Source organism: Saccharothrix luteola (assembly GCF_020859565.1).
Classification (GTDB): Bacteria; Actinomycetota; Actinomycetes; order Mycobacteriales; family Pseudonocardiaceae; genus Actinosynnema; species Actinosynnema luteola.
In genome coordinates this window covers 84,273-106,479 of the sequence record NZ_JAJHUO010000030.1, presented here as the reverse complement: position 1 = coordinate 106,479, position 22,207 = coordinate 84,273, and the positions used below count along the sequence as shown (strand labels likewise).

21 protein-coding genes are annotated in these 22,207 nt (G+C 72.1%); 8 read left to right on the top strand and 13 right to left on the bottom strand.

The window, feature by feature from the left end; genetic code table 11:
• Positions 1-382: 382 nt before the first annotated feature.
• The 10 genes from LNK82_RS35845 to LNK82_RS35800 all read right to left on the bottom strand — a co-directional run bounded on the left by LNK82_RS35845 (position 383) and on the right by LNK82_RS35800 (position 10,164).
• Complete coding sequence (locus tag LNK82_RS35845) at positions 383-3,583, bottom strand: S8 family serine peptidase (protein ID WP_230571371.1); 3,201 nt, start codon at positions 3,581-3,583, stop codon at positions 383-385.
• A gap of 216 nt (positions 3,584-3,799) precedes the next feature.
• Complete coding sequence (locus tag LNK82_RS35840; RefSeq protein WP_230571370.1) at positions 3,800-4,282, bottom strand: hypothetical protein; 483 nt, start codon at positions 4,280-4,282, stop codon at positions 3,800-3,802.
• A gap of 26 nt (positions 4,283-4,308) precedes the next feature.
• On the bottom strand, positions 4,309-4,653 hold the full coding sequence (locus LNK82_RS35835) for an SCO6045 C-terminal-like domain-containing protein (protein WP_230571369.1): 345 nt from the start codon (positions 4,651-4,653) through the stop codon (positions 4,309-4,311).
• On the bottom strand, positions 4,650-5,447 hold the full coding sequence (locus LNK82_RS35830; protein ID WP_230571416.1) for an MbnB/TglH/ChrH family RiPP precursor modification enzyme: 798 nt from the start codon (positions 5,445-5,447) through the stop codon (positions 4,650-4,652). The genes LNK82_RS35835 and LNK82_RS35830 overlap by 4 nt, the downstream gene beginning before the upstream one ends.
• Positions 5,448-5,478: 31 nt before the next feature.
• Complete coding sequence (locus LNK82_RS35825; RefSeq protein WP_230571368.1) at positions 5,479-6,306, bottom strand: TIGR04222 domain-containing membrane protein; 828 nt, start codon at positions 6,304-6,306, stop codon at positions 5,479-5,481.
• Positions 6,248-7,174, bottom strand: coding sequence for a TIGR04222 domain-containing membrane protein (locus LNK82_RS35820; protein WP_230571367.1), 927 nt, complete (start codon positions 7,172-7,174; stop codon positions 6,248-6,250). The genes LNK82_RS35825 and LNK82_RS35820 overlap by 59 nt, the downstream gene beginning before the upstream one ends.
• Positions 7,175-7,237: 63 nt before the next feature.
• Positions 7,238-8,146: a TIGR04222 domain-containing membrane protein gene (locus LNK82_RS35815; RefSeq protein ID WP_230571366.1), complete on the bottom strand. Its 909-nt coding sequence runs from the start codon at positions 8,144-8,146 to the stop codon at positions 7,238-7,240.
• A 235-nt stretch (positions 8,147-8,381) separates the two neighbouring features.
• Positions 8,382-8,819 carry a peptide-methionine (R)-S-oxide reductase MsrB gene (gene msrB, locus LNK82_RS35810; RefSeq protein WP_230571365.1) on the bottom strand — a complete coding sequence of 146 codons (438 nt, stop codon included), beginning with the start codon at positions 8,817-8,819 and terminating at the stop codon, positions 8,382-8,384.
• Positions 8,820-8,865: 46 nt separating this feature from the next.
• Positions 8,866-9,180: a hypothetical protein gene (locus LNK82_RS35805; protein ID WP_230571364.1), complete on the bottom strand. Its 315-nt coding sequence runs from the start codon at positions 9,178-9,180 to the stop codon at positions 8,866-8,868.
• Between the two features lie 39 nt (positions 9,181-9,219).
• Positions 9,220-10,164 (bottom strand): asparaginase, encoded by a 945-nt coding sequence (locus tag LNK82_RS35800; RefSeq protein WP_230571363.1) that lies wholly within the window; start codon positions 10,162-10,164, stop codon positions 9,220-9,222.
• Positions 10,165-10,457: 293 nt separating this feature from the next.
• On the opposite strand from LNK82_RS35800, the gene LNK82_RS35795 reads away from it, so the two are divergent.
• Both LNK82_RS35795 and LNK82_RS35790 read left to right on the top strand, forming a co-directional pair.
• Positions 10,458-11,090 (top strand): GntR family transcriptional regulator, encoded by a 633-nt coding sequence (locus LNK82_RS35795; protein WP_230571362.1) that lies wholly within the window; start codon positions 10,458-10,460, stop codon positions 11,088-11,090.
• A gap of 81 nt (positions 11,091-11,171) precedes the next feature.
• Entirely contained in the window at positions 11,172-12,221 is a 1,050-nt protein-coding gene (locus LNK82_RS35790; protein ID WP_230571361.1) for an LD-carboxypeptidase, read from the top strand.
• A gap of 244 nt (positions 12,222-12,465) precedes the next feature.
• Here LNK82_RS35790 and LNK82_RS35785 read toward each other — a convergent pair whose 3' ends face one another.
• From LNK82_RS35785 to LNK82_RS35775, 3 genes are all read right to left on the bottom strand, one after another.
• Entirely contained in the window at positions 12,466-13,353 is an 888-nt protein-coding gene (locus LNK82_RS35785; RefSeq protein ID WP_230571360.1) for an alpha/beta fold hydrolase, read from the bottom strand.
• 249 nt (positions 13,354-13,602) lie between these two features.
• Positions 13,603-14,772 carry an acyl-CoA dehydrogenase family protein gene (locus tag LNK82_RS35780; protein ID WP_230571359.1) on the bottom strand — a complete coding sequence of 390 codons (1,170 nt, stop codon included), beginning with the start codon at positions 14,770-14,772 and terminating at the stop codon, positions 13,603-13,605.
• A 12-nt stretch (positions 14,773-14,784) separates the two neighbouring features.
• Entirely contained in the window at positions 14,785-15,936 is a 1,152-nt protein-coding gene (locus tag LNK82_RS35775) for an acyl-CoA dehydrogenase family protein (RefSeq protein WP_230571358.1), read from the bottom strand.
• A 77-nt stretch (positions 15,937-16,013) separates the two neighbouring features.
• Between LNK82_RS35775 and LNK82_RS35770 the strand changes: the two genes are divergently transcribed.
• From LNK82_RS35770 to LNK82_RS35745, 6 genes are all read left to right on the top strand, one after another.
• Positions 16,014-16,628, top strand: coding sequence for a TetR/AcrR family transcriptional regulator C-terminal domain-containing protein (locus tag LNK82_RS35770; RefSeq protein ID WP_230571357.1), 615 nt, complete (start codon positions 16,014-16,016; stop codon positions 16,626-16,628).
• 89 nt (positions 16,629-16,717) lie between these two features.
• On the top strand, positions 16,718-17,710 hold the full coding sequence (gene ligD, locus LNK82_RS35765) for a non-homologous end-joining DNA ligase (protein WP_230571356.1): 993 nt from the start codon (positions 16,718-16,720) through the stop codon (positions 17,708-17,710).
• 178 nt (positions 17,711-17,888) lie between these two features.
• Complete coding sequence (locus LNK82_RS35760) at positions 17,889-18,116, top strand: hypothetical protein (RefSeq protein ID WP_230571355.1); 228 nt, start codon at positions 17,889-17,891, stop codon at positions 18,114-18,116.
• Positions 18,113-19,000 (top strand): phosphotransferase family protein, encoded by an 888-nt coding sequence (locus LNK82_RS35755; protein ID WP_230571354.1) that lies wholly within the window; start codon positions 18,113-18,115, stop codon positions 18,998-19,000. The genes LNK82_RS35760 and LNK82_RS35755 overlap by 4 nt, the downstream gene beginning before the upstream one ends.
• 96 nt (positions 19,001-19,096) lie before the next feature.
• A complete protein-coding gene (locus tag LNK82_RS35750; protein ID WP_230571353.1) occupies positions 19,097-19,306 on the top strand; it encodes a DUF8847 domain-containing protein in 210 nt (69 codons plus the stop codon).
• A gap of 106 nt (positions 19,307-19,412) precedes the next feature.
• Positions 19,413-22,172, top strand: coding sequence for a glycosyl hydrolase (locus LNK82_RS35745; RefSeq protein WP_230571352.1), 2,760 nt, complete (start codon positions 19,413-19,415; stop codon positions 22,170-22,172).
• Positions 22,173-22,207 lie beyond the last annotated feature (35 nt).

The following is a 22,207-nucleotide window of genomic DNA, read 5'->3' as shown; positions in this document are numbered from 1 at the left end:
GGGGGGGTTGCCGGGGGGGGGGGGGGCCCCCCGGCGGCCGGGGGGGGGGGGGGGGGGGGGGGCCCCGGGGGGGCGGGGGGGGGCCCCCGCGGCCACTCCGACCGCCAGCAGCGCGGCTCCCCAAATCGCACCGCGCCTTCGTGATCTCGGATTCAACGCAGATACCTCCCGAATCTGGTTGAGCGCGCTGTGGAACGCGCCTGCGGGAGGCGGAACGTGCGGTGAACCGAATGGACGTCGCCCCCCGACGTTTTCGACGCTATCCAGTCGTGGGAGCGGATTCAGCGGCCCAACGTGGTGCGTGCGGGCGGCCGAGCAGCCCAACGGGCGTTGCTCGCCGGGTGGGGCGCCCGCCGGTCGCGGACGCCCCTCCCGAGCTCGATCAGGCGATCTTGTAAGCCCTGATCACGGTGTGCTCCAGGGCGTTGCCGTCGCTGTCGGTCGCCTTCACCCGCACCGAGCCGTAACCGGCCGCGTTCGGGTTCGCGATGGTGGCGACGCCTGCCGACACCGGCGCCGCGGTCCACGTCGCCCCGTCGTCGAACGACACCTCGACGTCGATCCGGCCGATCGTGCCGTTGACCGCCCCGTCCTGCTGCTGCACGGTCAGCGGCACGCGCAGGGCCTGCCCCTTCGGCGTCGCGCCGCCGGCGTCCAGCTCCGGCGTGAACCGCACCACCGACAGCGGCAGCGGCACGTACCGGTCGGTCGCCGCCGTGTCCGAGCGGAACGTCCACGCGGCGCTCACCTTGGTGGCGAACTCCGACGTGCCGCCCGCCCGCACCGCGTCGGTCTCCACCCGGTAGGCCGCCGCGCCCGCGGGCACCTCGAACAGCCCGTTCGCCGCGTACGGCGTCTCGCCGACCTTCGTCCCGTCGCGCAGCAACGTGGTCCGGGCCGACGACACCGCCGCGTTGCCGCCGTTGCCCGCACGGTCGGTGAACAGCGGCACCGCGAAGCTGATCTCGTTGCCGCTGCGCGCCAGGTACGGCGAGCGCGACTCGGGCAGCGCGGGGGAGAACACCGGGTCGTTGAACCGCTCGTCGTGCGTGCGGCCGCGCTGGTAGGTGCGCTCCGGCGAGGTCAACGTCGCCTCGACCGCGCCCTCCGCGCCGAACTGCAGGAAGCCCCACGACCACGCCAGGTCCGTGGTGACCCGGTTGATCGCCTCACCGGGCGAGGCCACGTCCGGCAGCCACGCCCAGCCGCCGACACCGCCCGCGGTGATCGGGTTGCCGCCGTGCCCGAACCTGCGGCCCGCGGGCCCGGGGCCGAACTTCGTCCGCACCTCGGCCAGCTCGGTCGCGGCCACGTCCTTCACGAACCCGACCGGCATCTTCCCCTGCTGCGTCCAGGCGAACCGGTAGGTCACCGGCTCGTCGCCGACCGGCGTGCCGCGGAACTGCGCGCCCAGCAACGCGGTCATCTCGCCCGCCGCCAGCTCCGGTCCGACGTGCGCGATGGACACGTTCGGGCCGAAACCGCCGAGGAACGCCGTGCTCACGCTGGCCTGCCGGGCGCCGTGCTCGCGCACCATCGTCACGTCGCCCAACGCCTCCGCCGCGCCCGCGTCCGGTGCGGTGATCCTCAACGGCTTGGCCGTGCGCGCGTCGAGCGTCACCGTGGTGTTCGCGGTGACGCTCAGCCCGGGCCGGGGCAGCAGCGCCAGCCGCGTGTCGTCGGTCTGCACGTCGGAGTTGGTGAAGTACTCGCCCCTCGGCAGCCGCAGCGTGAACGAGCCGTCCGCGTCGTAGGGGAAGGCGAACGTGCCGTTGCTCAGCCCGATGATCGACGTGTAGTAGTCGACCGCGGGCGCGCCCGCGCCGTCCACGAAGTCGAACCGGACGTCGTAGCTCTCCACCTCGCGGTTCACGCTGAGCGCGGTGCGCAGCGGCGTCGGACCGCCGGTCGCCACCACCGAGCCCACGTACAGGCCGTCCTGCGTGCCGAGCCGGGTGTCGGCGGTGACCGAGGCGGTCGCCTCGCCGCCCGCCGGCACGGTCACCTTCGCCGGCGACACACCGACCAGGCCCGCGGGCGCGCCACCGCCGTCGGGCCCCTTGACCTCGGTGGCCAGCGACAACGTGATCGGCGCCGTGCCGTCGTTGCGGTAGGTCACGGCCTTGGTGATCGGGGTGTCGTCGTTGTGCGGCCACTTCTGCAGGCCCATGGCCAGGCTCGCGGGCTCGGCGGTGACCGAGGTCGTGATGGCCTTGCCCAGGTCGACCCGGCCCGCGCCCTGGTCGAACGCCGTGAGCGCCGGGTTGTTCTTCGCGGACGCCACCAGCGCCGCCTTGAGCTGCGCGCCCGTCCAGTCCGGGTGCTGCTGCGCGAGGACCGCCGCCGCGCCCGCCACGTGCGGCGTCGCCATCGACGTGCCCGACATGGACACGTACCCGTCGCCCGCCGGTGTGCCGACCGTGCCGCTGCTCGACTTCGCGGCGACGATGTCCACGCCCGGAGCGGTGATGTCGGGCTTGACCGCACCGTCGCCGACGCGCGGGCCGCGGCTGGAGAACGGCGCGATGCCGTCCTGCCGGTCCACCGCGCCCACCGTGAGCGCGGCGTCGGCGCTGCCGGGCGAGCTGATCGTCTCGGGGCGGGAGTTGTTGCCCGCCGCGACCACGAACAGCACACCGGTCTGCGCGGACAGCGTGTTCACCGCTTCTTCCAGCGGGTCCACCTCGCTCGTGTCACCGCCGCCGAGGCTGAGGTTCACGACGTCCGCGCCCTGCTCGGCCGCCCACTGCATGCCCGCCACGATCGCCGACTCCTGGCAGCCCGCGAGCACGCACACCTTGCCGTCCAGCAGGTCCGCGTCCGGCGCGACGCCCTTGTACTTCGCGCCCGAGCTCGCGATCGTCGCGGCGACGTGCGTGCCGTGCCCGACGCCGTCGGTGTTGTCCGGGTCGTCGGTGAAGTTGCGCTCCGCGACCTCGTGGCCGACCAGGTCCGGGTGGTCCTGGTCGACGCCGGTGTCCAGCACGGCCACCTTCACGCCCTTGCCGGTGTGCCCGGCCTGCCACGCGGTCGGCGCGCCGATCTGCGCGGTGGAGCGGTCCAGGCTCGGTTGGCGCAACCCGTCCAACCACACCTTGCGCACGCTCGCCCTCGACACGAGCGTGTGCCAGGTGTCCGCAGCCTCGGACTTGACCACCTGCGCGGCGTACGAGCCGACCGCGGGCAGCGGGTGGCCGACGCGCAGACCGGCCGTCGACGGCTCCTGCTCACCGGTCACGATCAGGGGCAGGGTGTCGCGGCTGCCGTCGTCGTAGCCGGCCTCGATCAGCCCCGTGACGTCGAACAGCCTCGGGTCCAGCCTGCCCTGCGAGACGGCTTTCGCCGCGTCGCGCGGCACGACGTGCAGGTGCCCGTCACGCCGGTAGCTGTGGAACACGGTGCGTTCTCGTCCGGGCGCGGCGACCAGGGCGCTGACCTCGTCGTCGAGGAGCACGACCCGGTCGCCCGTGATCAGCGTGACTTCGCGGTGCTCGCCGGTCGCCGGCGGGGCGTCCTCCGCGCCCGACACCCCCGGACCGCTCGCCGTGAGGCCGGCCGCGACGAGCACGGCCCCCCAGGTCATGCCACGGATGCGTTTGCTCTTCAACTGTCTCGAACCTCCCGGTGACTGCCGCGCATGGCGGGTACGCGGCCGGAAGGGCTGGCTACCCGCGGTGGCGGCGGATGTACCGAGAGCGACGTTGCCCTTGACGTCACCGACGCTAGAGGGTCGGGGGAGGGCTGACAGCCGCTGATTGGTCGGCATGTTCTTGACCAATTCAGCCGAGTAAACGGTTACCTACCGTTCAGTAATAGAGCCGTCGGCACCAACTGAGATACCTGCCTGCGGACCACCCGCTGGGCAGTCCGGACCGTTGGGGTAGACCATTTCGGGGGTCAGCACGATATTCCGGTCCACGAGGGAAGAACCGGATTGGTCCAGCAGCGTCAAGGTCACCGTGACCGGTTTCGCGGGCAGCCCAGGGAGGTCGGCGAACCCGTGCTTCCCTCCCGTCGGCTCGGAGCGCGCGCTGCACGAGTCGTCCGGGGACGTGCCGGTGCAGGTCGTCTCGGCGACCCGGCTCGACGGGTACAGCTCCAGCGAGGGGGTTGCACAGGAGCCGTCCCAGCAAACCTCGATCTTCGCGGCAGCCACCCTCGGGTCCGCGATGTCCACGGTCACGCCGGTGAGCGTGCCGATCGCCGTGCAGGCCACGCCCTCGATCGGGCCGCACGCGGTGGCCAGCAGCAGCACGCCCAGCGGCCAGGTCCGTCTCCACATGCCGGTGGGACGGAACGGGGCGGTGATCAGGTTGCGCGCCGCCACCACCGTCTTCTCCTCGGTGGCTGGAGCTCGCCCCGGGCGGTCGCCCACTCGGCGAAGCGGGCGGCGTCCTCGCGGAAGCGCGTGCCGACCTCTTTGGGGTGCTCCTTGGCGTAGGCGTCGAACAAGGGCCGGAACCGGTCGCCCAGCTCGACGGCGACCTCGGGCCGGAGCATCTCCACGATCCCGCGTCGCTTGGTGAGCAGCGCCCGCTTCTCGATGCGCACCCGCTCCGCGTCGAACCCCGCGGGCACGTCGCCGTCGGCCAGGAGCGCCCGCAGCAGCTCGGCCTGCGCCGCGGCCAACCGGTCCCGTTGGGGTCCGGTCACCCCAGCACCGCCCGGATCGCGGCCAGTTCGTCGGCCAGCTCGGCGTCGGCCGGGTAGTCGTCGTCGCGTTCGAGCAGGACGCCGGGCGGGTCGACGCGGGCGCGCAGCTGGGCGAGGACGTCCAGCACCTCGGGCAGCACGGCGTGGGCGTGCGTGTCGTGGTAGACGCCTTGGTGCTCCTCACCGCCCGCGACGTGCACGTAGGCGAGGCGTTCCAGCGGGATCTCGTCGAGGAAGCGGGCGACGTCCGTGCCGAGGTTGCGGGCGTTGGCGTAGAGGTTGGCGACGTCGACCAGGAGGTGGCAGTCGGTGCGGTCGACCAGTTCGGCGAGGAACTGGCCCTCGGTCAGCTCGCCGTCCGGCCAGTCGAGGAGCGCGGCGACGTTCTCCAGGGCCAGCGGCACCGGCAGGTCCTGCTGCGCGGCCTTGACGTTGGCCACGAGCACGTCGAGCGCGTCGCGGGTGCGGGGGAGCGGCATGAGGTGGCCGGAGTCGAGGCCGCCCGCGCGCACGAAGCAGACGTGGTCGCTGACCAGCGGGGCGTCCAGTGCCTCGGCCAGCGCGCCGAGGTGCGCGACCCGTTGCGCGTCAACGGGTTCCGCGCCGCCGAGCGAGAGCGAGACCGCGTGCGGCAGCACGGGAACGCCTCGTTCCCGCAGCAGGAGGACGGACTCCGGCAGGTGCCCGACGTGCAGGTTCTCCGCGACGACCTCCACGAAGTCCACGCCGGGCAGGCGTTCGACGGTGAGGTCGATCTCCGGCCGCCATCCGATCCCGACACCCAGCTTCTCCACGAGCCACCGCCTTTCGTCGCCTTCGACCCGATCAGTCGCCGCCACCGCCGCCACCGCAGCCGCCGCCACCCCCGCACGAGGAGCCACCGCTGTCGGAACCGCTGCTGCCGCTGCCGCAACTGCTGCTGGCGCAACTACCGCACCCGCCGCTGCACGACGCGCCGCCACCGCCGTCGGAGCCGCTCCCGCGTGACCGCCGTCGAAGCGTCGCCGCCGCGGCCGGTGCGATGCCCAGCACCTCCCACACGTGGTGGCGCTCGACCTTCCCCAAGAGCCCGTAGTACGCGACCAGCGCGATCCGGTTCGGCGACACGGCGACCGCCTTCAGCCGCTGCACCACGTGCCGCCCGTCGGCGGTCAGCGGACGTCCCACCCGCCCGAGCACGGCCGCCGGCAGCACCCCGCCGAACACCGCGGCCAGCGCCACCTCGAACGGCAGCTCCAGCGCGATCGTCGCGACGATCGCGCCCACCGCCGCGGCGATCAGCAGCTGACGCGTCCGACGCGCCACCTGTCGCCGCCCCGGTGGCGTGACCAGGCCCCGGTCGACCAGGTGCGACCGCAGCGACTGCGCTTCGGCGCTCTTGGCCGTCGCGGTGATCACGTCACCGAGCGAGCGCGGCAACGAGCGCAGCACGTGCGCCTGCAACGGGCTCCAGCCGTGACCGGGCCGTCCGACCGCCGAGACCAGGCCCTCGCGCGAGATCCGCACGGCGCCCGCCTCGACCAGCGACACCACCGCGACCTCGGCCGCCCGGCCCGGTCCGCCGACCAGGAAGCCCTGCTCCTCCGGCCCCGGCTCAGGCGTCGAACCCGCCGTACCCGCCGAAGTCGGCGTCCACCGAGTCACCACCGTCATCGCCCTCCAACCACTGCGCGGCCAACCACCCACCGGCGAACCACCCGCCTGCCACCAGCCACCCGTTGCGCCGCTGCCAGCGTCGCGGTTCGACCACCACGGCACGCCTGCGCCGCGGGAGTGGTGCCTGTGACGTCTCGGCGGGTGCGATCGGTTCCGCCCGTTCGCCGTCGAACACCGCCGTTTCCGCCCGTGCCGACCCCTTGCGCGGCACGGGCGGTCCGGCGGTGCGCGACGTCGTGCGGACCAGGCCGTAACGGGCGGTCACCTCGGCCGGGTCGACCGGGGCGAGGCCCGCCGTGGCCTCCTCGTACGCCCGCGCGCCCCTCCTGGTCAGGACGGGCGGCGGACCCAACAGCAACAGGACTCCGAGCAGGCCCGCGACCGACAGCGCGGTGACCGTCACCCACCCACCCGGACCTGCGAACGCGGCCACCACCACGAGCGCCGCCACCGGCACGACCGCCAGCACCGCCCGGGTCAACCGCCGCCGCGGCGACACCAGCAGGCCGCCCGCGACCAGGCGCTGCCCGATCTGCCGGGCGGGACCGCTGGTGGCCGCGCCGACCACGAGCTCGTCCAGGTCACGCGGCTGCGCGAGCCGGGCGAGCACGACCGCCTGCAACGCGGTGGCCGGCTGCTCCTCGCCGGGCACCGCCGCGGCCACCGAACCGGACACCCGCGCCCGGTTCTCGGCCACCAACCCCGCCAACGCCACCTCGACCGCCCGCACCGGGCCGCCACCGAGGTAACCGATCTCCTCGAACGTCAGCGGCCGATCGGGCACGGCGCCGGCCACCCGCTTCCACCGCAGGCCCACCACCACCGCGGCGACGAGCGCCGGGCCGTACCACCACAGGAACGTCATGGCCGCCACCCTAGGAGCCGTCGGGCCGAACCCGGCCGTGGTCACGGAAGCGTAAGAACCCGGTCAGCCCCCGCCGCCGCCACCACCGCAGCCGCCCCCGCCGCCACCACAGCTGCTGCCGCTGCCGGCGGAGCAACCCCCACCGCCACCGCTGCACGTGCTGACGCCGCTCGTCGCGCTGTACCTGCCCCTCGCGCGGCCCGTGGTCGTCCGAGCGCGCGGACGTGCGGCAGCGCGCACCGTGATGCTCGGGTGGCTGCTGAAACCGTTGAGAGCGACCAGCTCGGCGGCGTTCGCCGAGCTGGTCCCTCCCCACCCCCCGGTGATCTCGCCTGCGCGAGCCTTCGCCACCGCGTCACGACCCTTCGCGGTGCGCGTTCGCGGGGCCGCCTGCAGCAGCCCCCAGATCAGCAAGCCCGTCAGCACGAGCTGCAACGTCAGGATCCACACGGGCCCGCCGACCACCTGCTCGGTGATCCAGCGCGCGGCGCCGACGACGAACACCAGCGCCATCGGCACGACACCCGTCCGCAACCGCCTCTTCGCCACGTCCGGCGCGACCAGGTAGTCCTGTTCGGACAGCCGGCGGCCCACCTCGCGCGGCGCGTCCTTCTCCGACACCGACGTGATGAGCAGCGACAACGTCCGGTAGCGGTAGCGCTTCGCGTCGGCGATCACGGCCTGGTCGACCGGGTGGTCGGCGACGGGCGAGCCGACGAGGCGCACGGCCCCGTTGCGCGCGGGCACCAGGGCTCCCGAGTCGATGAGCGACGCGACCGACGTCTCGACCACTCGACGTGGCCCGCCGGTCAGGTAGGCGATGTCCAGCAACCCGAGCGCACCCGCGGGGGCGTCTCCCCGCGTCCCCCGCAGGCGCACTCGGACGAAGACCGCGAAGACCACTGACACGGCCAGCGCGATCCAGTACAGCTCAAGGAATTCCGGGCCTGAAAGCCCCCACGGTCGCTCCACGGTCCACCCCCTGTGGGCCTCGGTGGAACCAGGTCCACCAGCTAGGAGGCAATCGTGTGCGCCAGGCCACACTCCAGCAAGAGGGCTTTAGCAAGCCTTAGGGTTGGACGTTCGACGGTTGGTCCGTCAGGAGGACGACGCGCCGTCCACGCCGCCGGAGCCTTCGCCGTCAGTGCCCTTGAAGATGCGCATGATTCCTCCTGGAGTGGATCAGTCATCATTCGGAGTAGCGCCTTCAGTCTGCTCGATCACCGGTGGTTTCGACCAGACGCAAACTCACCGAGTTGATGCAGTAGCGCTGATCCGTTGGCGTGTCGTAGCCCTCACCCTCGAAAACGTGCCCGAGGTGGCTGTGGCACGCGGCGCACAACACCTCCGTTCGGACCATGCCGTGCGCGCGGTCCTCACGCAGGATCACCGCGTCACCGGCCAGCGGCGAGAAGAACGACGGCCAGCCGCAGTGCGAGTCGAACTTCGTGTCGCTGCGGAAGAGCTCCGCGCCGCACGCCCGGCACTCGTAGACGCCCTCGGTCTTGGTGTCCGTGTACTCGCCGACCCAGGCAGGCTCGGTGCCCGCGTCGCGCAGCACCGCGTACTCCTTGGGGGTCAGGATCTCCCGCCACTCCAGCTCCGAGTGGACCACCTTCGGGGTGGCGCCGACGACAGGTTCCATACCTCCACGTTAGTCGAAACCGCGGCGGCCGAGACGTCGGCGGGAGTCAGTAGAAGAACACCCAGACGAGTGTGCCCAGGTAGTACCAGACGCTGATCAGCACACCCAGGAGGATGAGGCCGACCACGACGACCGCGGTGAGCCTGCGCAGGCCCCCCGCCCGGTTCGCCGAGTCCGCGAAGTGCCCGACGCCCGCGACCGTGCCCTCGATGGTGAAGCTGGGCGGCTGCTGCTGCATCCGGCCGAGGTGCTCGGCGAACGCCCTCGTCTCGGGGTCGTCGGGGTCGAGACCGATCAGCTCGTCCTCGATGCTGCCCCGTGGGCGATCGTCGGGTGCGTCGGCGGCTCTGGCGCTGGCCATGGGACCCAGCGTAGCCGGCGTTTCAAGCCGCCGGGCGGCTCAGTTCGCCAGGACGGGTGACGGCCGGACCGCACCGACCGGCCGGCCGTGGCCGAGCACGGGGAAGGTGGCCAACTCGTCCGGCGCGTCCACTCCCAGCTTGCGCAACGCGGCGACCAGGACCACCGCCCTGGCGCGGCTGGAGCCGTCCGCGATCTTGCACGCCACGGCTTCGCCGGTCGGCAGGCCGATCGCGTAGACGCCCTCCGCGCCGTCCTTGGCCACCGCGCCCGGGATCGCCCGCATCAGCTTCGTCACGTCGCGGTCCGTGCCGCCGACCCACTCCGGGTGGGCGTTCATCGCCTGCGCGATCCGCTGCTCCGGGCCGTCCTGCGCGCGGGCCAGCTCGCGGAACGCCCTGGCGAGGCCGCTGAGGCTGATGCCGAGCAACGGCGCGCCGCAGCCGTCGACCCCCTCGGCGCCGACGCGCTCGCCGGCCAGGTCCTCGAGGGTGTCGCGGATGGCTCGCTGGAGGGGGTGGGCGGGGTCGAGGTAGTCGTGGGTCGACCAGCCGTTGACGACGCAGGTCGCCAGCATGGCGGCGTGCTTGCCCGAGCAGTTCATGTACTTCGGCGCCTTGGTCCGGCCCGCGGTCAGGTGGGACCTGAGGGCGGCCTCGCCGATCGGCAGGTCGGGGGTGCACTGGAGGGCGGTCTCGGTCAGGCCGTGCGCGTGGAGGACGCGCTGGACGCCGTCGACGTGGAAGTCCTCGCCGGAGTGGCTGGCGCAGGCCAGGGCGAGCAGTTCGTCCTTCAGGTCGAGGCCGTGGCGGAGCATGGCCAGCGCCTGGATCGGCTTGTTGGACGAGCGCGGGTAGGTGGTGTCGTGCGGGCGGCCGACGGACAGCGCTTCGCGGCCCGTGCGGTCGAGGGCGATGACGGAGCCGTGGTGCACGGACTCGAGGAAGTCGCCACGCCAGACCTCGGCGACCAGTTCGTGTGCCATGCGGTACCTCCACCCTGTGCGCTCTCTGCGCTGCCAACTGTCGACAGTTAACATCGCCCGCAACAGGGTGCGCTAGGAGACGTTCGTGACACGTGGGATGTTCCGGGTCGCCGGTGAGCCGCGCTCCCGTCGTGGGCCGGTTCGCTATATTGATCACTGTGCTGGTCACGTGTCGCTACCGGCTGGAGCCGATGTGAGACCTTCTCCCGGGAAGGCGGTCGGTGATGAAGCAGGAAGCTCCCCGAACGCGGCCTAGCCACGAGGGGGTCCCCGGGGAGCAGGTCAAACCGCCCATGCACCTGAGCCTGGCCGGTCAGGCCGTGGACGTGCTCCGCGAGCTGGTGCTGACCGGTGACATACCGCCCGGGGCGCGGGTGAACGAGGTCGAGCTGGCCCAGCGGCTGGGGATCTCGCGGGGACCGTTGCGGGAGGCGATCCGGCATCTGGCGTCCGAGGGGCTGCTGGTGCTGGCGCCCCACCGGGGTGCTTCCGTGCCGATCGCGGACGAGGCCGACGTGCGGGCGCTGTTCGAGCTGCGGACCGCGCTGGAGTGCGCGGCGGTCGAGCTGGCGGCGTCACGGCGGACCGAGGCGGACGTCGTGCGGCTGCGCGCGGTGTGCGAGGAGTCGCGTCGGGCGTACTCGGCCGGTGAGCGCTTCCCGTACCGGTTGGACCTGGCGTTCCACCAGGCGTTGCTGGACGCGGCGCGCAGCCCTCGGATCGCCGAGCAGGTGCGGCTGGCGCAGCAGCGGGTGGTGCTGCTGCGCAGCGGCCTGCGCGACGACCCGCCGCACCAGCACGCGTCGCTGGACGACCACGACGCCCTGGTGGCCGCCATCGCCGCCACCGACCCGTCCCGCGCGTCCGACGTGATGCGCAAGCACCTGGCCCGCGTCTGCGCCCAGATGCTCACCAGCCTGGGCTGAGGGTCGGGCCGGCCGTGGCCGGTGCGCGCTGGGCCGTGTCGTGGAACGCGCACCCGCCGGCGTCGTGTTTGGATCTTCGACATGGCGCTCGACCTCGTCCACCCCCCGAAGGCCCGACCGGGTGATCGCATCGCGGTCCTGTCGCCGTCGTTCGCCGCCGCCGGCGCCTTTCCCGAGGTGCACGAGCAGGCGATGCGCCGCCTCACCCAGGTGACCGGGCTGGTCCCCGTCGAGTACCCGACGACGCGGGAGGTCGGGGCGACCCCCGCGGCGCGTGCGGCGGACGTCAACGCCGCGTTCGCGGACCCGGAGATCCGCGGGATCCTCGCCGTCGTGGGCGGTGAGGACCAGATCACCGTGATCCCGCACCTGGACGCCGATCTCGCCCGGACGGATCCCAAGCCGTTCCTGGGCACCAGCGACAACACCAACCTGCACCACTGGCTGTGGGCGAACGGCATCGCGAGCTTCTACGGCGGTTCCTCCCAGGTCCACCTCGGCCCCGGACCCGCCGTGGACGACATCCACGCCCGGTCCCTGCGGGCGGCCCTGCTGACCGGTGAGCGGCTGGAGATCACCGATCCGGGTGAGTCCGAGGACGTGGGCATCGACTGGGCCGACCCGCGCGCGTTGGAGGCGTTCGGTGAGCGGGAGGCGACGGAGCCCTGGAGCTGGCACGGCCCGGCGCGATCCGTGACCGGCCGCGCCTGGGGCGGCTGCCTGGAGGTGATCGAGTGGATCCTGACCGCGGGCCGATTCCCGTTCCCGCCGGAGGTTCTCGGGGGCGGCGTGCTCATCATCGAGACCTCCGAGGAACTCCTCCCGGCGCGCAACGTCGGCTGGATCGTCCGCTCGCTCGGCGAACGCGGGATCCTCGGCGCGGTGGACGCGGTCCTGGTCGCCCGGCCGCCGGTCTCCGATCTCACCCACCGGCCACCCGCCGGGGAGCGGTCGAGACTGCGCGCCGAACAACGTGACGCGGTCGTCGAGGTGGTGAGCCGCTACCAGCCCGAGGCGGTCGTCTGCGTCGGCGTCCCGTTCGGCCACACCAGGCCGCAATGGATCCTCCCGCACGGTGGGGCTGTCACGGTCGACGGCATCGAACGCCGGATCTTCGCCGACTACGGGTGACAAGGCTCCGGCACGCGCCGGACGCGGGAGCCCGGATGCCGGAGCTCGGAAACCGGAGCCCGCGTGCACCGGAGCCCGCGCAGTGGGTGGCGCAGTGGGTGGGGTGGTGGTTCGGCGAGCGGGCCGGTCGCGGCGGTCCGGCCCGTGGCAGGTCGGACGGTGACGGGTCGGGCTGGTAGTGGGTTCGCTCGGGGTCTTGGTCGGTGCCAGGTCGGGTCGGCGGTGGGGTTTGGCTGGTGGTGGGTTAGTAGGTGGCCAAGTGGTCGAGAAGGTGCAGGGTTGTCGCCTCCGGGGCCTCTTCCGGCACGTAGTGGCCCACGCCTGGCAGCACCTCGAACCAGTACGGCCCGGTGGTCCAGCGCCCCGTGGCCTGCGCCGTGTCGGGCGAGATCACCTCGTCGTCCTCGCCCCACAGGTACCTGGTCGGCACCGACACCGGGCGGTGGAGGTCGGTGAGGTTTGCGGCAGGCTCCTCGGCGAAGTCGTTGGCCCGGTACCAGTTCAGCGCCGCGGTCAGCGCGCCCGGCTCGGACAGCTTCCGCACGTACTGCGCCGCCCGCTCCGGCGGGATCGCCGACGGCCAGCCGGCACGCAGCCGAGCGCCGTCGTCCGCCAGCAGGGCACGTTCCGCGACGCCGGGCTCCCGCAGATGGGCGAGGCGGGTCCACCGACGACGCTGGTCCGGGTCCGTGCGCACCGCCTCGGCGAGAGCGCCCGGGTGCGGCGCGGACACCGCCGTCACCGTCCGCACCCGCAACGGGAACCTCGCCGTCGCGACCCACGCCGCGATCCCGCCCCAGCCGTGCCCGACCAGGTCGAACCTCGTCCACTCCAGCGCGTCCGCCACCTCGACCACGTCCCGCACGACGTGGTCCAGCCCGTAGGCGCTCGCCCGGCGCGGCCGGACGCCCGGTGAGTAGCCGCGCAGGTCCGGCGCGACCGCCCGGTACCCGTGAGCCGCCAACGCCCGCAGCTGGTGCCGCCACTCGATCCCGCACTCCATCGCACCGTGCAGGAGCAACACCTTGCGGCCGGTGGTGGGGCCGGTCGCGATGGCGTCGAAGGTGCCCGCAGGCGTGGTGATGCGCTGACGCGTCAGGTCGGATTCGAAGGGCGCCGGTCGTGATCGCATGCACTCATCGTGGTCGGGTGATCGCGCTCAGTCCCTGGTGCGCGCTCCCCGAGCCCCGGTGGGGCCAGCCCTACCTCTGGTGGTCATGGGTCCATCTGCGAACTGGAGTTCGAGGATGGCAAGATCACGATCGGGTGGTCTTGGCGCGAACCGGCCGGCGGGGCGACACCGCCGAGCCGACCGGTTCACCGAGCCGGTGACTCCGAGCCAACGCCTCAGAGCCGGTGACCCCGAGGCGGTCGAAGCGGGTCAGCCGAGCGTCCCCGTCACCTTCGCGTGGCCCTTGAGCAGGTTGCGGGCGATGGTGCGGCGCTGGATCTCGTCCGTGCCCTCGTAGATGCGCAGCAGCCGCAGCTCCCGGTACCAGCGCTCGATCGGCAGCTCGCGCGTGTAACCCATGCCGCCGTGGATCTGCAGGACCCGGTCCACGATCTCGTTCGCCTTGATGCCGCCGTACAGCTTCGCCATCGACTGCGCCTGCCGCGAATCCGCGCCCTGGTCGACCAGCCACGCCGCGTGCAGCACGAGCCACCGCAACGCCTCGATCTCCACCGCCGAGTCCGCGATCATCCACTGGATGGCCTGGTACTCGGCGATCGGCTGACCGAACGTGACCCGGGTCTTGGCCTGCTCGATGGCCATCTCCACCAGCCGCTCGCACGAACCGAGCGCCCGCGCCGGCAGCAGGTAGCGACCCTGGCCGATCCACTGCATGGCCAGGTTGAACCCGCGACCGACCTCGCCGAGCACGTTCTCCTCGGGCACGCGGACGTCGTCGAACACGAGCGCGGCCGGGCCCCACTGGCCCATGGTCGGGATCGGCTCGGACTTCCAGCCCATGTCCCGGTCGACCAGGAAGCACGTGACGCCGCCGTCCGCGCCCTTCTCCTTGTCCGTCACCGCGAACACCATCACGAAGTCGGCCTCGTTGCCCTGCGTGATGAACGTCTTCTCGCCGTTGATCACCCACTCGCCGCCCTCCTTGCGGGCGGACGTGCGGATGGCCTTGGCGTCGGAGCCCGCCCCCGGCTCGGTGATCGCGAAGCACGACACGCGCTCACCGGAGATCGTGGGCAGCAGGTAGCGCTGCTTCTGCTCCTCGTTGCCGTGGAACAGGATGTTGTCCGCGTACCCGCCGAACCGGAACGGCACGAACGTGCGGCCCAGCTCGGCCTCCAGCAACGCCGTCATGAGCGCCCCGAGGCCCATGCCGCCGTACTCCTGGGGCGTGAGCACGCCGAAGAACCCCGCCGCCTTGGCCTTGTCCTGGAGCTCCTTGAGCTCGTCACGCGTCAGACCGGGCTGACCGAGGCGTTCGCGGCGCAGCACCTCCGGCTCCAGCGGCGCCACCTCCTTGCGCACGAAGGTCCGCACCCAGTCGCGGATCTCCTTCTGCTCCTCGTCGAGCGTGAAGTCCATGCCGTCCTCCCTCTACGCGAACGCGTTGACGCCGGTCAGCGCCCGGCCGATGAGCAATTTCTGGATCTGGCTGGTGCCCTCGTAGAGGGTCGTCACGCGGGTGTCCCGCAAGTACTTGCCGACCGGGTACTCGTCGACGTAGCCGTACCCGCCGAAGACCTGGATGGCGTTGTTCGCCACCCGCACGGCGGCTTCGCTGGCGTAGAGCTTCGCCATGGACGCCTCCGTGCCGAACGGCTCGCCGCGGTCGGCGAGGTCCGCGCACCGCCACGTGAGCAGGCGTGCCGCGTCGGTCTCCACCGCCATGTCGGCCAGGAGTTCCTGCACGAGCTGGAAACCGGCGATGGGCTTGCCGAACTGCTCGCGCTGCTTGGCGTACTCGACGCTGACCTCCAGCGCGCCGCGGGCGGCGCCGACGCACCCGGCGGCCACGGACATCCGGCCCCGGTCGAGGGCGGCCATGGCCAGCTTGAAGCCCGTGCCCTCGTCGCCGAGCCGGTCGGCGTCGCCCACCCTGACCTGGTCGAGGGTGAGCTCGGCGGTCGCCTGGCCGCGCATGCCGAGCTTGCCGCGGATCTCGGTGGCGGTGAAGCCGGGCGAGTCGGTCGGCACCAGGAACGCGGTGATGCCCTTGGGGCCGGGACCACCCGTTCGAGCGAAGATGAGCGCCACGTCGGCCCACGTCCCGTTGGTGATGAACACCTTGCGGCCGGTGATCAGCCAGTCGTCGCCGTCGCGGACGGCCTTGGTGGCCAGCGACGCGGCGTCGGAGCCGGTGCCCGGCTCGGTCAGGCCGAAGCAGCCCAGCTCACGGCCCGAGCACAGGCCCGGCAGCCACCGCTGCTTCTGCGCCTCGGTGCCGTGCTTGGCGATCGTCTTGCCGACGAGGCCCAGGGAGACGGAGATGATGCCGCGCACGGCCGAGTCGCCGCGGGCGACCTCCTCGAGCACCAGGCAGTACGCCAGGTGGTCGCCGCCCGAGCCGCCGTACGCTTCGTCGATGCCGAGACCGAGGAATCCGACGTCGCCCAGGGCGGGCACCAGGTCGCGGTCGATGGCCTCGTCCCGGTCCCAGCGCGTGGCGTGCGGGACGATCCGCTCCTCGGTGAACCGGTGTGCCAGCTCCTTGAGCTGCCGGTGTTCGTCGGAGATGCGCAGATCCACCGGGGTGACCTCCTAACCGAACGGTGTTAGGTTATCTAACCTAGGCGCGGAATCGACCACAGGCAAGGGGAGCGGACATGCCGAGGAGCCCGATCCTGAGTGCCTCGCGCATCCGGACCGCCGCGCTGCTCATCATCGACCGGGACGGGCTCGACGGCCTGTCGATGCGCAAACTGGCCTCTGAGCTGGGCGTTCAGGCTGCGTCGCTGTACGGGCACGTGAGCACGAAGGACGACCTGCTGCACGACGTGGCCGCCGGCATCCTGGAGCAGGTCGACGTGTCCGGGTTCGAAGGCGGCGATTGGCGGCACGGGCTGCGCAGCTGCGCCCGTTCCTACCGGGCGGCGCTGGCCGCGCACCCCAACATCGTGCCGTTCCTGGCGTACGGGCCGGCGCACCGCGAGGCGTCGCTGCGGCGGCTGGACGTCGTGCACGGCGGGCTGGTCTCGGCGGGCTGGTCGCGGCGCGAGGCGACGATGATCGCGGCGTCGTTGATGTACCTGGTGTTCGGCGCGGCGCTGAGCTCGTTCTCCAGCGGCTTCTCGGAAGACCAGACCTTCTACCGCGACCGGTACCCGAACCTGGACAAGGCACACCTCCTGCCCGCCGTGGCGCGCGAACTGGACCACGACAGCTTCGAGCTGGCGCTGGAGGCGTTCGTCACCGGGTTGGCGGCGCGAGCGCGCGGCTGACCTCCCCGTCGCGGCGCGAGCCCTCTGGTCGCGCTCCGTGTTCGGCGATCATCGCGCTGGGCGCTTGGTTCGTTGTTAGGCTCGCCCGCGTGGCCCAGGCTGTGGAACTGAACGTAGGCGAACGCGTGGTGCGGGTGTCCAACCCGGGCAAGGTCTACTTCCCCGAGCGTGGGATCACCAAGATCCAGGTGGTCGAGTACTACCTGGCCGTCGCGGAGCCGTTGCTGCGCGTGCTGCGCGACCGGCCGACGACGTTGAAGCGGTACGTCGACGGGGTGACCGGGGAGGCGTTCTACCAGAAGCGGTTGCCCAAGGGGGCGCCCGAGTGGGTGGAGACGGCGCGGATCAAGTTCCCCTCCGGGCGGCCCGCGGACGAGGTGTGCCCGACCGAGCCCGCGGTGCTCGCGTGGGCGGCGAACCTGGGCACGTTCGACTTCCACCCGTGGCCCGTGCGGCGGTCGGACACCGATCGGCCGGACGAGCTGCGCGTCGACCTCGACCCCCAACCGGGCACCGACTTCCGGGACGCGGTCGCGGTCGCGATGGTCCTGCGGGAGGTGCTGGACGAGCTGGGGTTCACCGGGTACCCGAAGACGTCCGGCGGCCGTGGCATCCACGTGGCCGTGCGCATCCGGCCCGAGTGGGACTTCGTGGACGTCCGGCACGCCGTGATCGCCCTGGCACGTGAGGTGGAGCGGCGCGTGCCCGACCTGGCGACCACGTCGTGGTGGAAGGAAGAACGCGGCGAACGGGTCTTCCTCGACTTCAACCAAGCCGCCCGCGACCGCACCATCGCGTCCGCCTGGTCGGTCCGCGGCACGCCTCGCGCCACCGTGTCGACCCCCGTGACGTGGGACCGGCTGTCCACTGTGGACCCGGACGACTTCGACGTCCTCACCGTGCCGCAGTACTTGGCGGACCACGGCGATCCGCACGCGTCCCTGGACGACGAGGCGTTCGGCATCGAGCGCCTGCTGGAGTGGTACGAGGCCGACGACCGGGGCGAGATGCCCTACCCGCCGGACTACCCGAAGATGCCCGGCGAGCCGCCGCGCGTGCAGCCGTCGCGCAAGCGGAACTAGAGCGGCTCCGGGGTACGGGTCACCCGACCGGGCGGTGCGTGGCCGGCCAGAGGGGCGTGAGACGGATCGGGTGTCCGCACGTCAGGCTGCGGCACGACCACGACCGTCGAGGACTCGCGGTCCACCCGGCACGGACGGGGGATCGCGTGGTCGGCCGGCACTGGAGCATGGTGGCCGCGTGAACACACGACGCCTTGAAGTGCTCCTGCCGCCCGACGTCCCCGCTCGCGATTGCGCGGCCGTCGCCCACGCCATCTGGGCGGTGCTGGACGAGGCCGGGTTGGGTGCGGATGGAGTGCTCCGGGTCGAAGAAGACGAAGAAGACCAAGAAGGCGACGGGAAATCGAAGACAGCCGGTAATCGGGTCGCCCGCACCGCTCGGCACGATCTAGCCTGCCCACCGTGAGCTTCCCGCCCGCGGTGACCGAAGAGCAGTTCGAGGCGCTTGACGACGACGCCTTGCGGCCCGGGGTGGAGGCGTTGTGCGGGCACCTCGGGGTGTCCGGTGACGTGGAGCGGTTCGCCGACGGGTCGTTGCCGGTCTACGCGGTGGGCGACCGGCACGTGCTCAAGCTGTTCCCCGCCGTCCACCTGGACGAGGTCGCGACCGAGCGGGACGTGCTGGCGGCCGTGCAGGGGCGGTTGCCGGTGCCCACGCCCGGTCTGCACGCGGCGGGGGAGTTCGGCGGCTGGGGCTACGTCCTCATGGAACGGCTGCGCGGCACGAGCCTGAAGGACGCGTGGCCCGGCCTCGACGCCGCCGCACGGCAGGACGTCTCACGGCAGGTCGGCGAGGCGTTGGCCGCCCTCCACGCGCTCACCCCGCCGCCGCTGGAGCCGTCGGACTGGGCGGAGTTCGTCCGCACGCAGAGCGCCGGCTGCGTCGAACGGCAGCGCGCCCGCGGCCTCGCGCCCGCGTGGCTGGAGCAGATCCCGGACTTCCTCGACTCCGTCGACCTCGAGCACCCGGAACTGGTGCTGGCGCACACCGAGGTGATGAGCGCCCACCTGCTGGTGGAGGATGGCCGCCTCACCGGCCTGTTCGACTTCGAACCCGCCATGCGCGCCGCCCGCGAGTACGAGTTCGTCGCCACCGGCGTCTTCCTCACCCGCGGCGAGCGCGAGGCCAACCTGGCGCTGCACGACGGCTACGGCCGTGCGGTCGACCCGCGCAAGGTGCTCGCCTACACGCTGCTGCACGTCTACTCGAACGTCGCCTGGTACCTGCGCGAGGTGCCGACCGAGGCCACCGCCCTGGACGGCCTGGCCGACCACTGGTTCGGCGCCTGACCTTCCGCCAACCGGCTGTTTCCGGCAGCGGTTCAGCCGCGATCCGACTGGTCCTCTCGTACCATGGGGGGCAACGCCGAAGAGGGAGGCAGGCCGATGACGCAGGCGTACGTGGTGCGGTTCGTCGGTGGTCCCCTCGACGGCCGGGTCGACTCGCACGCGAAGCCGCCCGAGTCCCCGAAGCCGACCGTCACCCACGTCCACCTGCACGGCGGCCCGAAGATCGTGCACCACTACGACCTCCAGTACGCCGTCGAGTACGGCTGCGAGTACCGCCTCCGCGTCGAGGACCAGCCCGGCTCTTAACAGAGTCAGTAGCGGCCAACCGTAGACACGCGCCTCACCTGCGGTTTACCGTTTGGCTTGCGTGAGAGCGCTCTCACAGAGCTGTGAGTCCCTGCTGGAGGTCCCTGTGCGTTCAATCCGCCCCCACCTGGCGGCCCTCGCGGTCGCCGTGGCCGCGGCTGCCGCGATCCCCCTCGCCCTACCCGGAACGGCCGGCGCCGTCACGGTGGGCGCGGGCAGCTACGCCACCACCCGCCCGGCGGGCGCGGTCGGCCCGTCCGACTCCAACGGCGCCCCCGTGACGCCGAAGGTCACCGCCCGGATGGCCGGCCGCCCGGTCCCGACCAACGACTGGTGGTCGTCGCTGGCCTTCCAGCGCTATCCCGGCAACCCGTACTCCGAGAACATGTACGCCCACCCGCTGACGTTCCACGCGGCGGCGCAGGGCCTCGGCGTCGGCTACCCGACCAGTCCGAACATCACCCCCGACGGCCGGTTCTACGAGTTCATGCACACCGACGACCTGTTCGTCGGCGTCAGCGGGCTCAGCGCCCCGCGCACCCAGGTCGACGGCTGGTCCGACTGGACGGTCAGTCCACTGTGGACCGATGGGACGCGCACCCTGCGCACGACCATCGGCCACGGCTCGCCGTACGTGTACGCCGAAGCCACCGGCGGCGCGGCCAGGGTCGGGTTCAACGGCGCCACCACGATCTGGAGCAACACCGGCACCACCCTCGGCGTCACGATCAACGGCCGCGACTACGCGTTGTTCTCGCCGAGCACCTGGAACGTCGTCGGCACCGCCGAGGCCACCTCGTCGGCCGCGTTCTTCTCGGTGGCCGTGCTGCCGAGCCGCGACGCGCTGTCGCTGTTCCAGCGCTACGCGTTCTCGTTCGTCACGGACACGAAGGTCAACTGGACGTACAACTCGGCGAACGCCCAGCTCACGGCCACCTACACGGCCACGACGACGGCCCGCCAGGGCACCCAGACCGGCACCCTGCAGGCCCTGTACCGGCACCAGTGGCTCAACTCCACCGACGCCATGACGGCCTACCGCTACACCTCGCCGCGCGGTGAGATGCGGCTGCGCGAGGGCTCGTCGTTCACGACCCGCAGCACGTTCAACGGCGTCCTGCCGGCGCTACCCCTGTCCTCGGCAGCCGACCAGAACCGCCTGCGCGCCGAGATCGACCAGGAGCTCAACGCCGCCGACCCGTGGAAGGGCGCGGGCGACACCTACTGGACCGGCAAGGCGTTGTGGCGCCTGGCGGCGCTGGCCCGGGTGGCCAACCAGATCGGCTACACCGCGGGCCGCGACCGGCTGCTCGGCATGGTCCGCGACCGGCTCTCCGACTGGCTCACCGCGACGTCCGGCGAGGCGGGCAACCACTTCGTCTACGACGCCACGTGGGGCGCGCTGACCGGGTACAAGGCCTCCTACGGCACCGACGCCGAGCTGAACGACCACCACTTCCACGCCGGCTACTACGTGCTGGCCGCGGCCGTCCTGGCGCAGCACGACCCGGGCTGGGCGTCCGACTCCCGGTACGGCGGCATGGTCAAGCTGCTGGTCAAGGACGCCAACAACTACGACCGCGGCGAGTCGCGCTTCCCGTTCCTGCGCAACTTCGACGCCTACGCGGGCCACGGCTGGGCGTCCGGCCACGCCGGCTTCGCGCACGGCAACAACGAGGAGTCCTCGTCCGAGGGCATGATGTTCGCCACCGCTGCGGTGCTGTTCGGCCAGGCGACCGGTGACACCGCGCTGCGCGACGCGGGCATCTACCTGCACACCACGCAGGAGAGCACGATCGCCCAGTACTGGTTCGACAAGGACGACACGGTGTTCCCGTCGGCCTTCCAGCACGGCACGGTCGGCATGGTGTGGGGCGCGGGCGCCAGCTACAGCACGTGGTGGACGGCGAACCCGGAGGAGATCCACGGCATCAACATGCTGCCGATCACCGGCGGCTCGCTGTACCACGCGGACTACAAGGCCGACATCCTCCAGAACATCACCGAGCTGCGCGCCAACAACGGCGGCACCGAGGTCGAGTGGAAGGACGTCATCACCCAGTTCCTCGCGCTCGCCGACCCGGCGCAGGCGCTGGCGAACTACGGCTCGGGCCTGCCGCCGGAGGACGGCGACTCGCGGGCGCACGCCTACCACTGGATCACGTCGCTCAACACCTACGGCACGCCCGACACGTCCGTCACCGCGAACGTGCCGACGCACGCCGTGCTGAGCAAGAACGGCGCCCGCACGTACGTGGCCTACAACCCGGGCACGACGACGGCCACCGTGACGTTCTCCGACGGGCAGAGCCTGTCCGTGCCGGCGTCGTCCACCGCGTGGCGCGGGCCGGCCGGCAGCGGCGTCGACTCCGGCTCCGGTGGCGTGAACCCGACGACCACCACCACGACCACTACTACGACGACGACCACCACCACGACCGCTCCGCCCGTCAGCCGGGACGCCTTCGCCACGATCCAGGCCGAGTCCTACGACGAGCACAAGGGCGTGTTCAAGGAGACGACCACCGACAGCGGCGGCGGCCAGAACATCGCCGGCATCGCCAACGGTGAGTGGGCGCTGTTCCGCGGCGTCGACTTCGGCTCCCGCACCGGCCGGCAGTTCATCGCCCGGGTCGCCAGCGGCGCGGCGGGCGGCGTGAGCGGCCTGGTCGAGGTCCGCGTCGGCAGCCCCACGGCCGCACCGCTCGGCAGCTTCGCCGTCGCCAACACCGGCGGCTGGCAGAGCTGGCGCACCGTGCCCGCCAACATCACCGGCCTGACCGGCAAGCACGACGTCTACCTCACCTTCACCAGCGGTCAGCCCGCCGACTTCGTCAACGTCAACTGGATCACGTTCGGCTCCTAGACCTGCCGCCGCATCCCGCTCCACCTTGAGGAGAT

What these genes read in the sequence shown, in the direction of transcription:
- LNK82_RS35795 (WP_230571362.1), top strand. Translation starts at nt 10,458, where the DNA reads ATGCACCTGAGCCTGGCCGGTCAGGCCGTGGACGTGCTCCGCGAGCTG.
- LNK82_RS35845 (WP_230571371.1), bottom strand. Translation starts at nt 3,583, where the DNA reads ATGACCTGGGGGGCCGTGCTCGTCGCGGCCGGCCTCACGGCGAGCGGT.
- LNK82_RS35785 (WP_230571360.1), bottom strand. Translation starts at nt 13,353, where the DNA reads ATGCGATCACGACCGGCGCCCTTCGAATCCGACCTGACGCGTCAGCGC.
- LNK82_RS35780 (WP_230571359.1), bottom strand. Translation starts at nt 14,772, where the DNA reads ATGGACTTCACGCTCGACGAGGAGCAGAAGGAGATCCGCGACTGGGTG.
- LNK82_RS35790 (WP_230571361.1), top strand. Translation starts at nt 11,172, where the DNA reads ATGGCGCTCGACCTCGTCCACCCCCCGAAGGCCCGACCGGGTGATCGC.
- LNK82_RS35820 (WP_230571367.1), bottom strand. Translation starts at nt 7,174, where the DNA reads ATGACGTTCCTGTGGTGGTACGGCCCGGCGCTCGTCGCCGCGGTGGTG.
- msrB (WP_230571365.1), bottom strand. Translation starts at nt 8,819, where the DNA reads ATGGAACCTGTCGTCGGCGCCACCCCGAAGGTGGTCCACTCGGAGCTG.
- LNK82_RS35800 (WP_230571363.1), bottom strand. Translation starts at nt 10,164, where the DNA reads ATGGCACACGAACTGGTCGCCGAGGTCTGGCGTGGCGACTTCCTCGAG.
- LNK82_RS35805 (WP_230571364.1), bottom strand. Translation starts at nt 9,180, where the DNA reads ATGGCCAGCGCCAGAGCCGCCGACGCACCCGACGATCGCCCACGGGGC.
- LNK82_RS35750 (WP_230571353.1), top strand. Translation starts at nt 19,097, where the DNA reads ATGACGCAGGCGTACGTGGTGCGGTTCGTCGGTGGTCCCCTCGACGGC.
- LNK82_RS35840 (WP_230571370.1), bottom strand. Translation starts at nt 4,282, where the DNA reads ATGTGGAGACGGACCTGGCCGCTGGGCGTGCTGCTGCTGGCCACCGCG.
- LNK82_RS35770 (WP_230571357.1), top strand. Translation starts at nt 16,014, where the DNA reads ATGCCGAGGAGCCCGATCCTGAGTGCCTCGCGCATCCGGACCGCCGCG.
- LNK82_RS35825 (WP_230571368.1), bottom strand. Translation starts at nt 6,306, where the DNA reads ATGACGGTGGTGACTCGGTGGACGCCGACTTCGGCGGGTACGGCGGGT.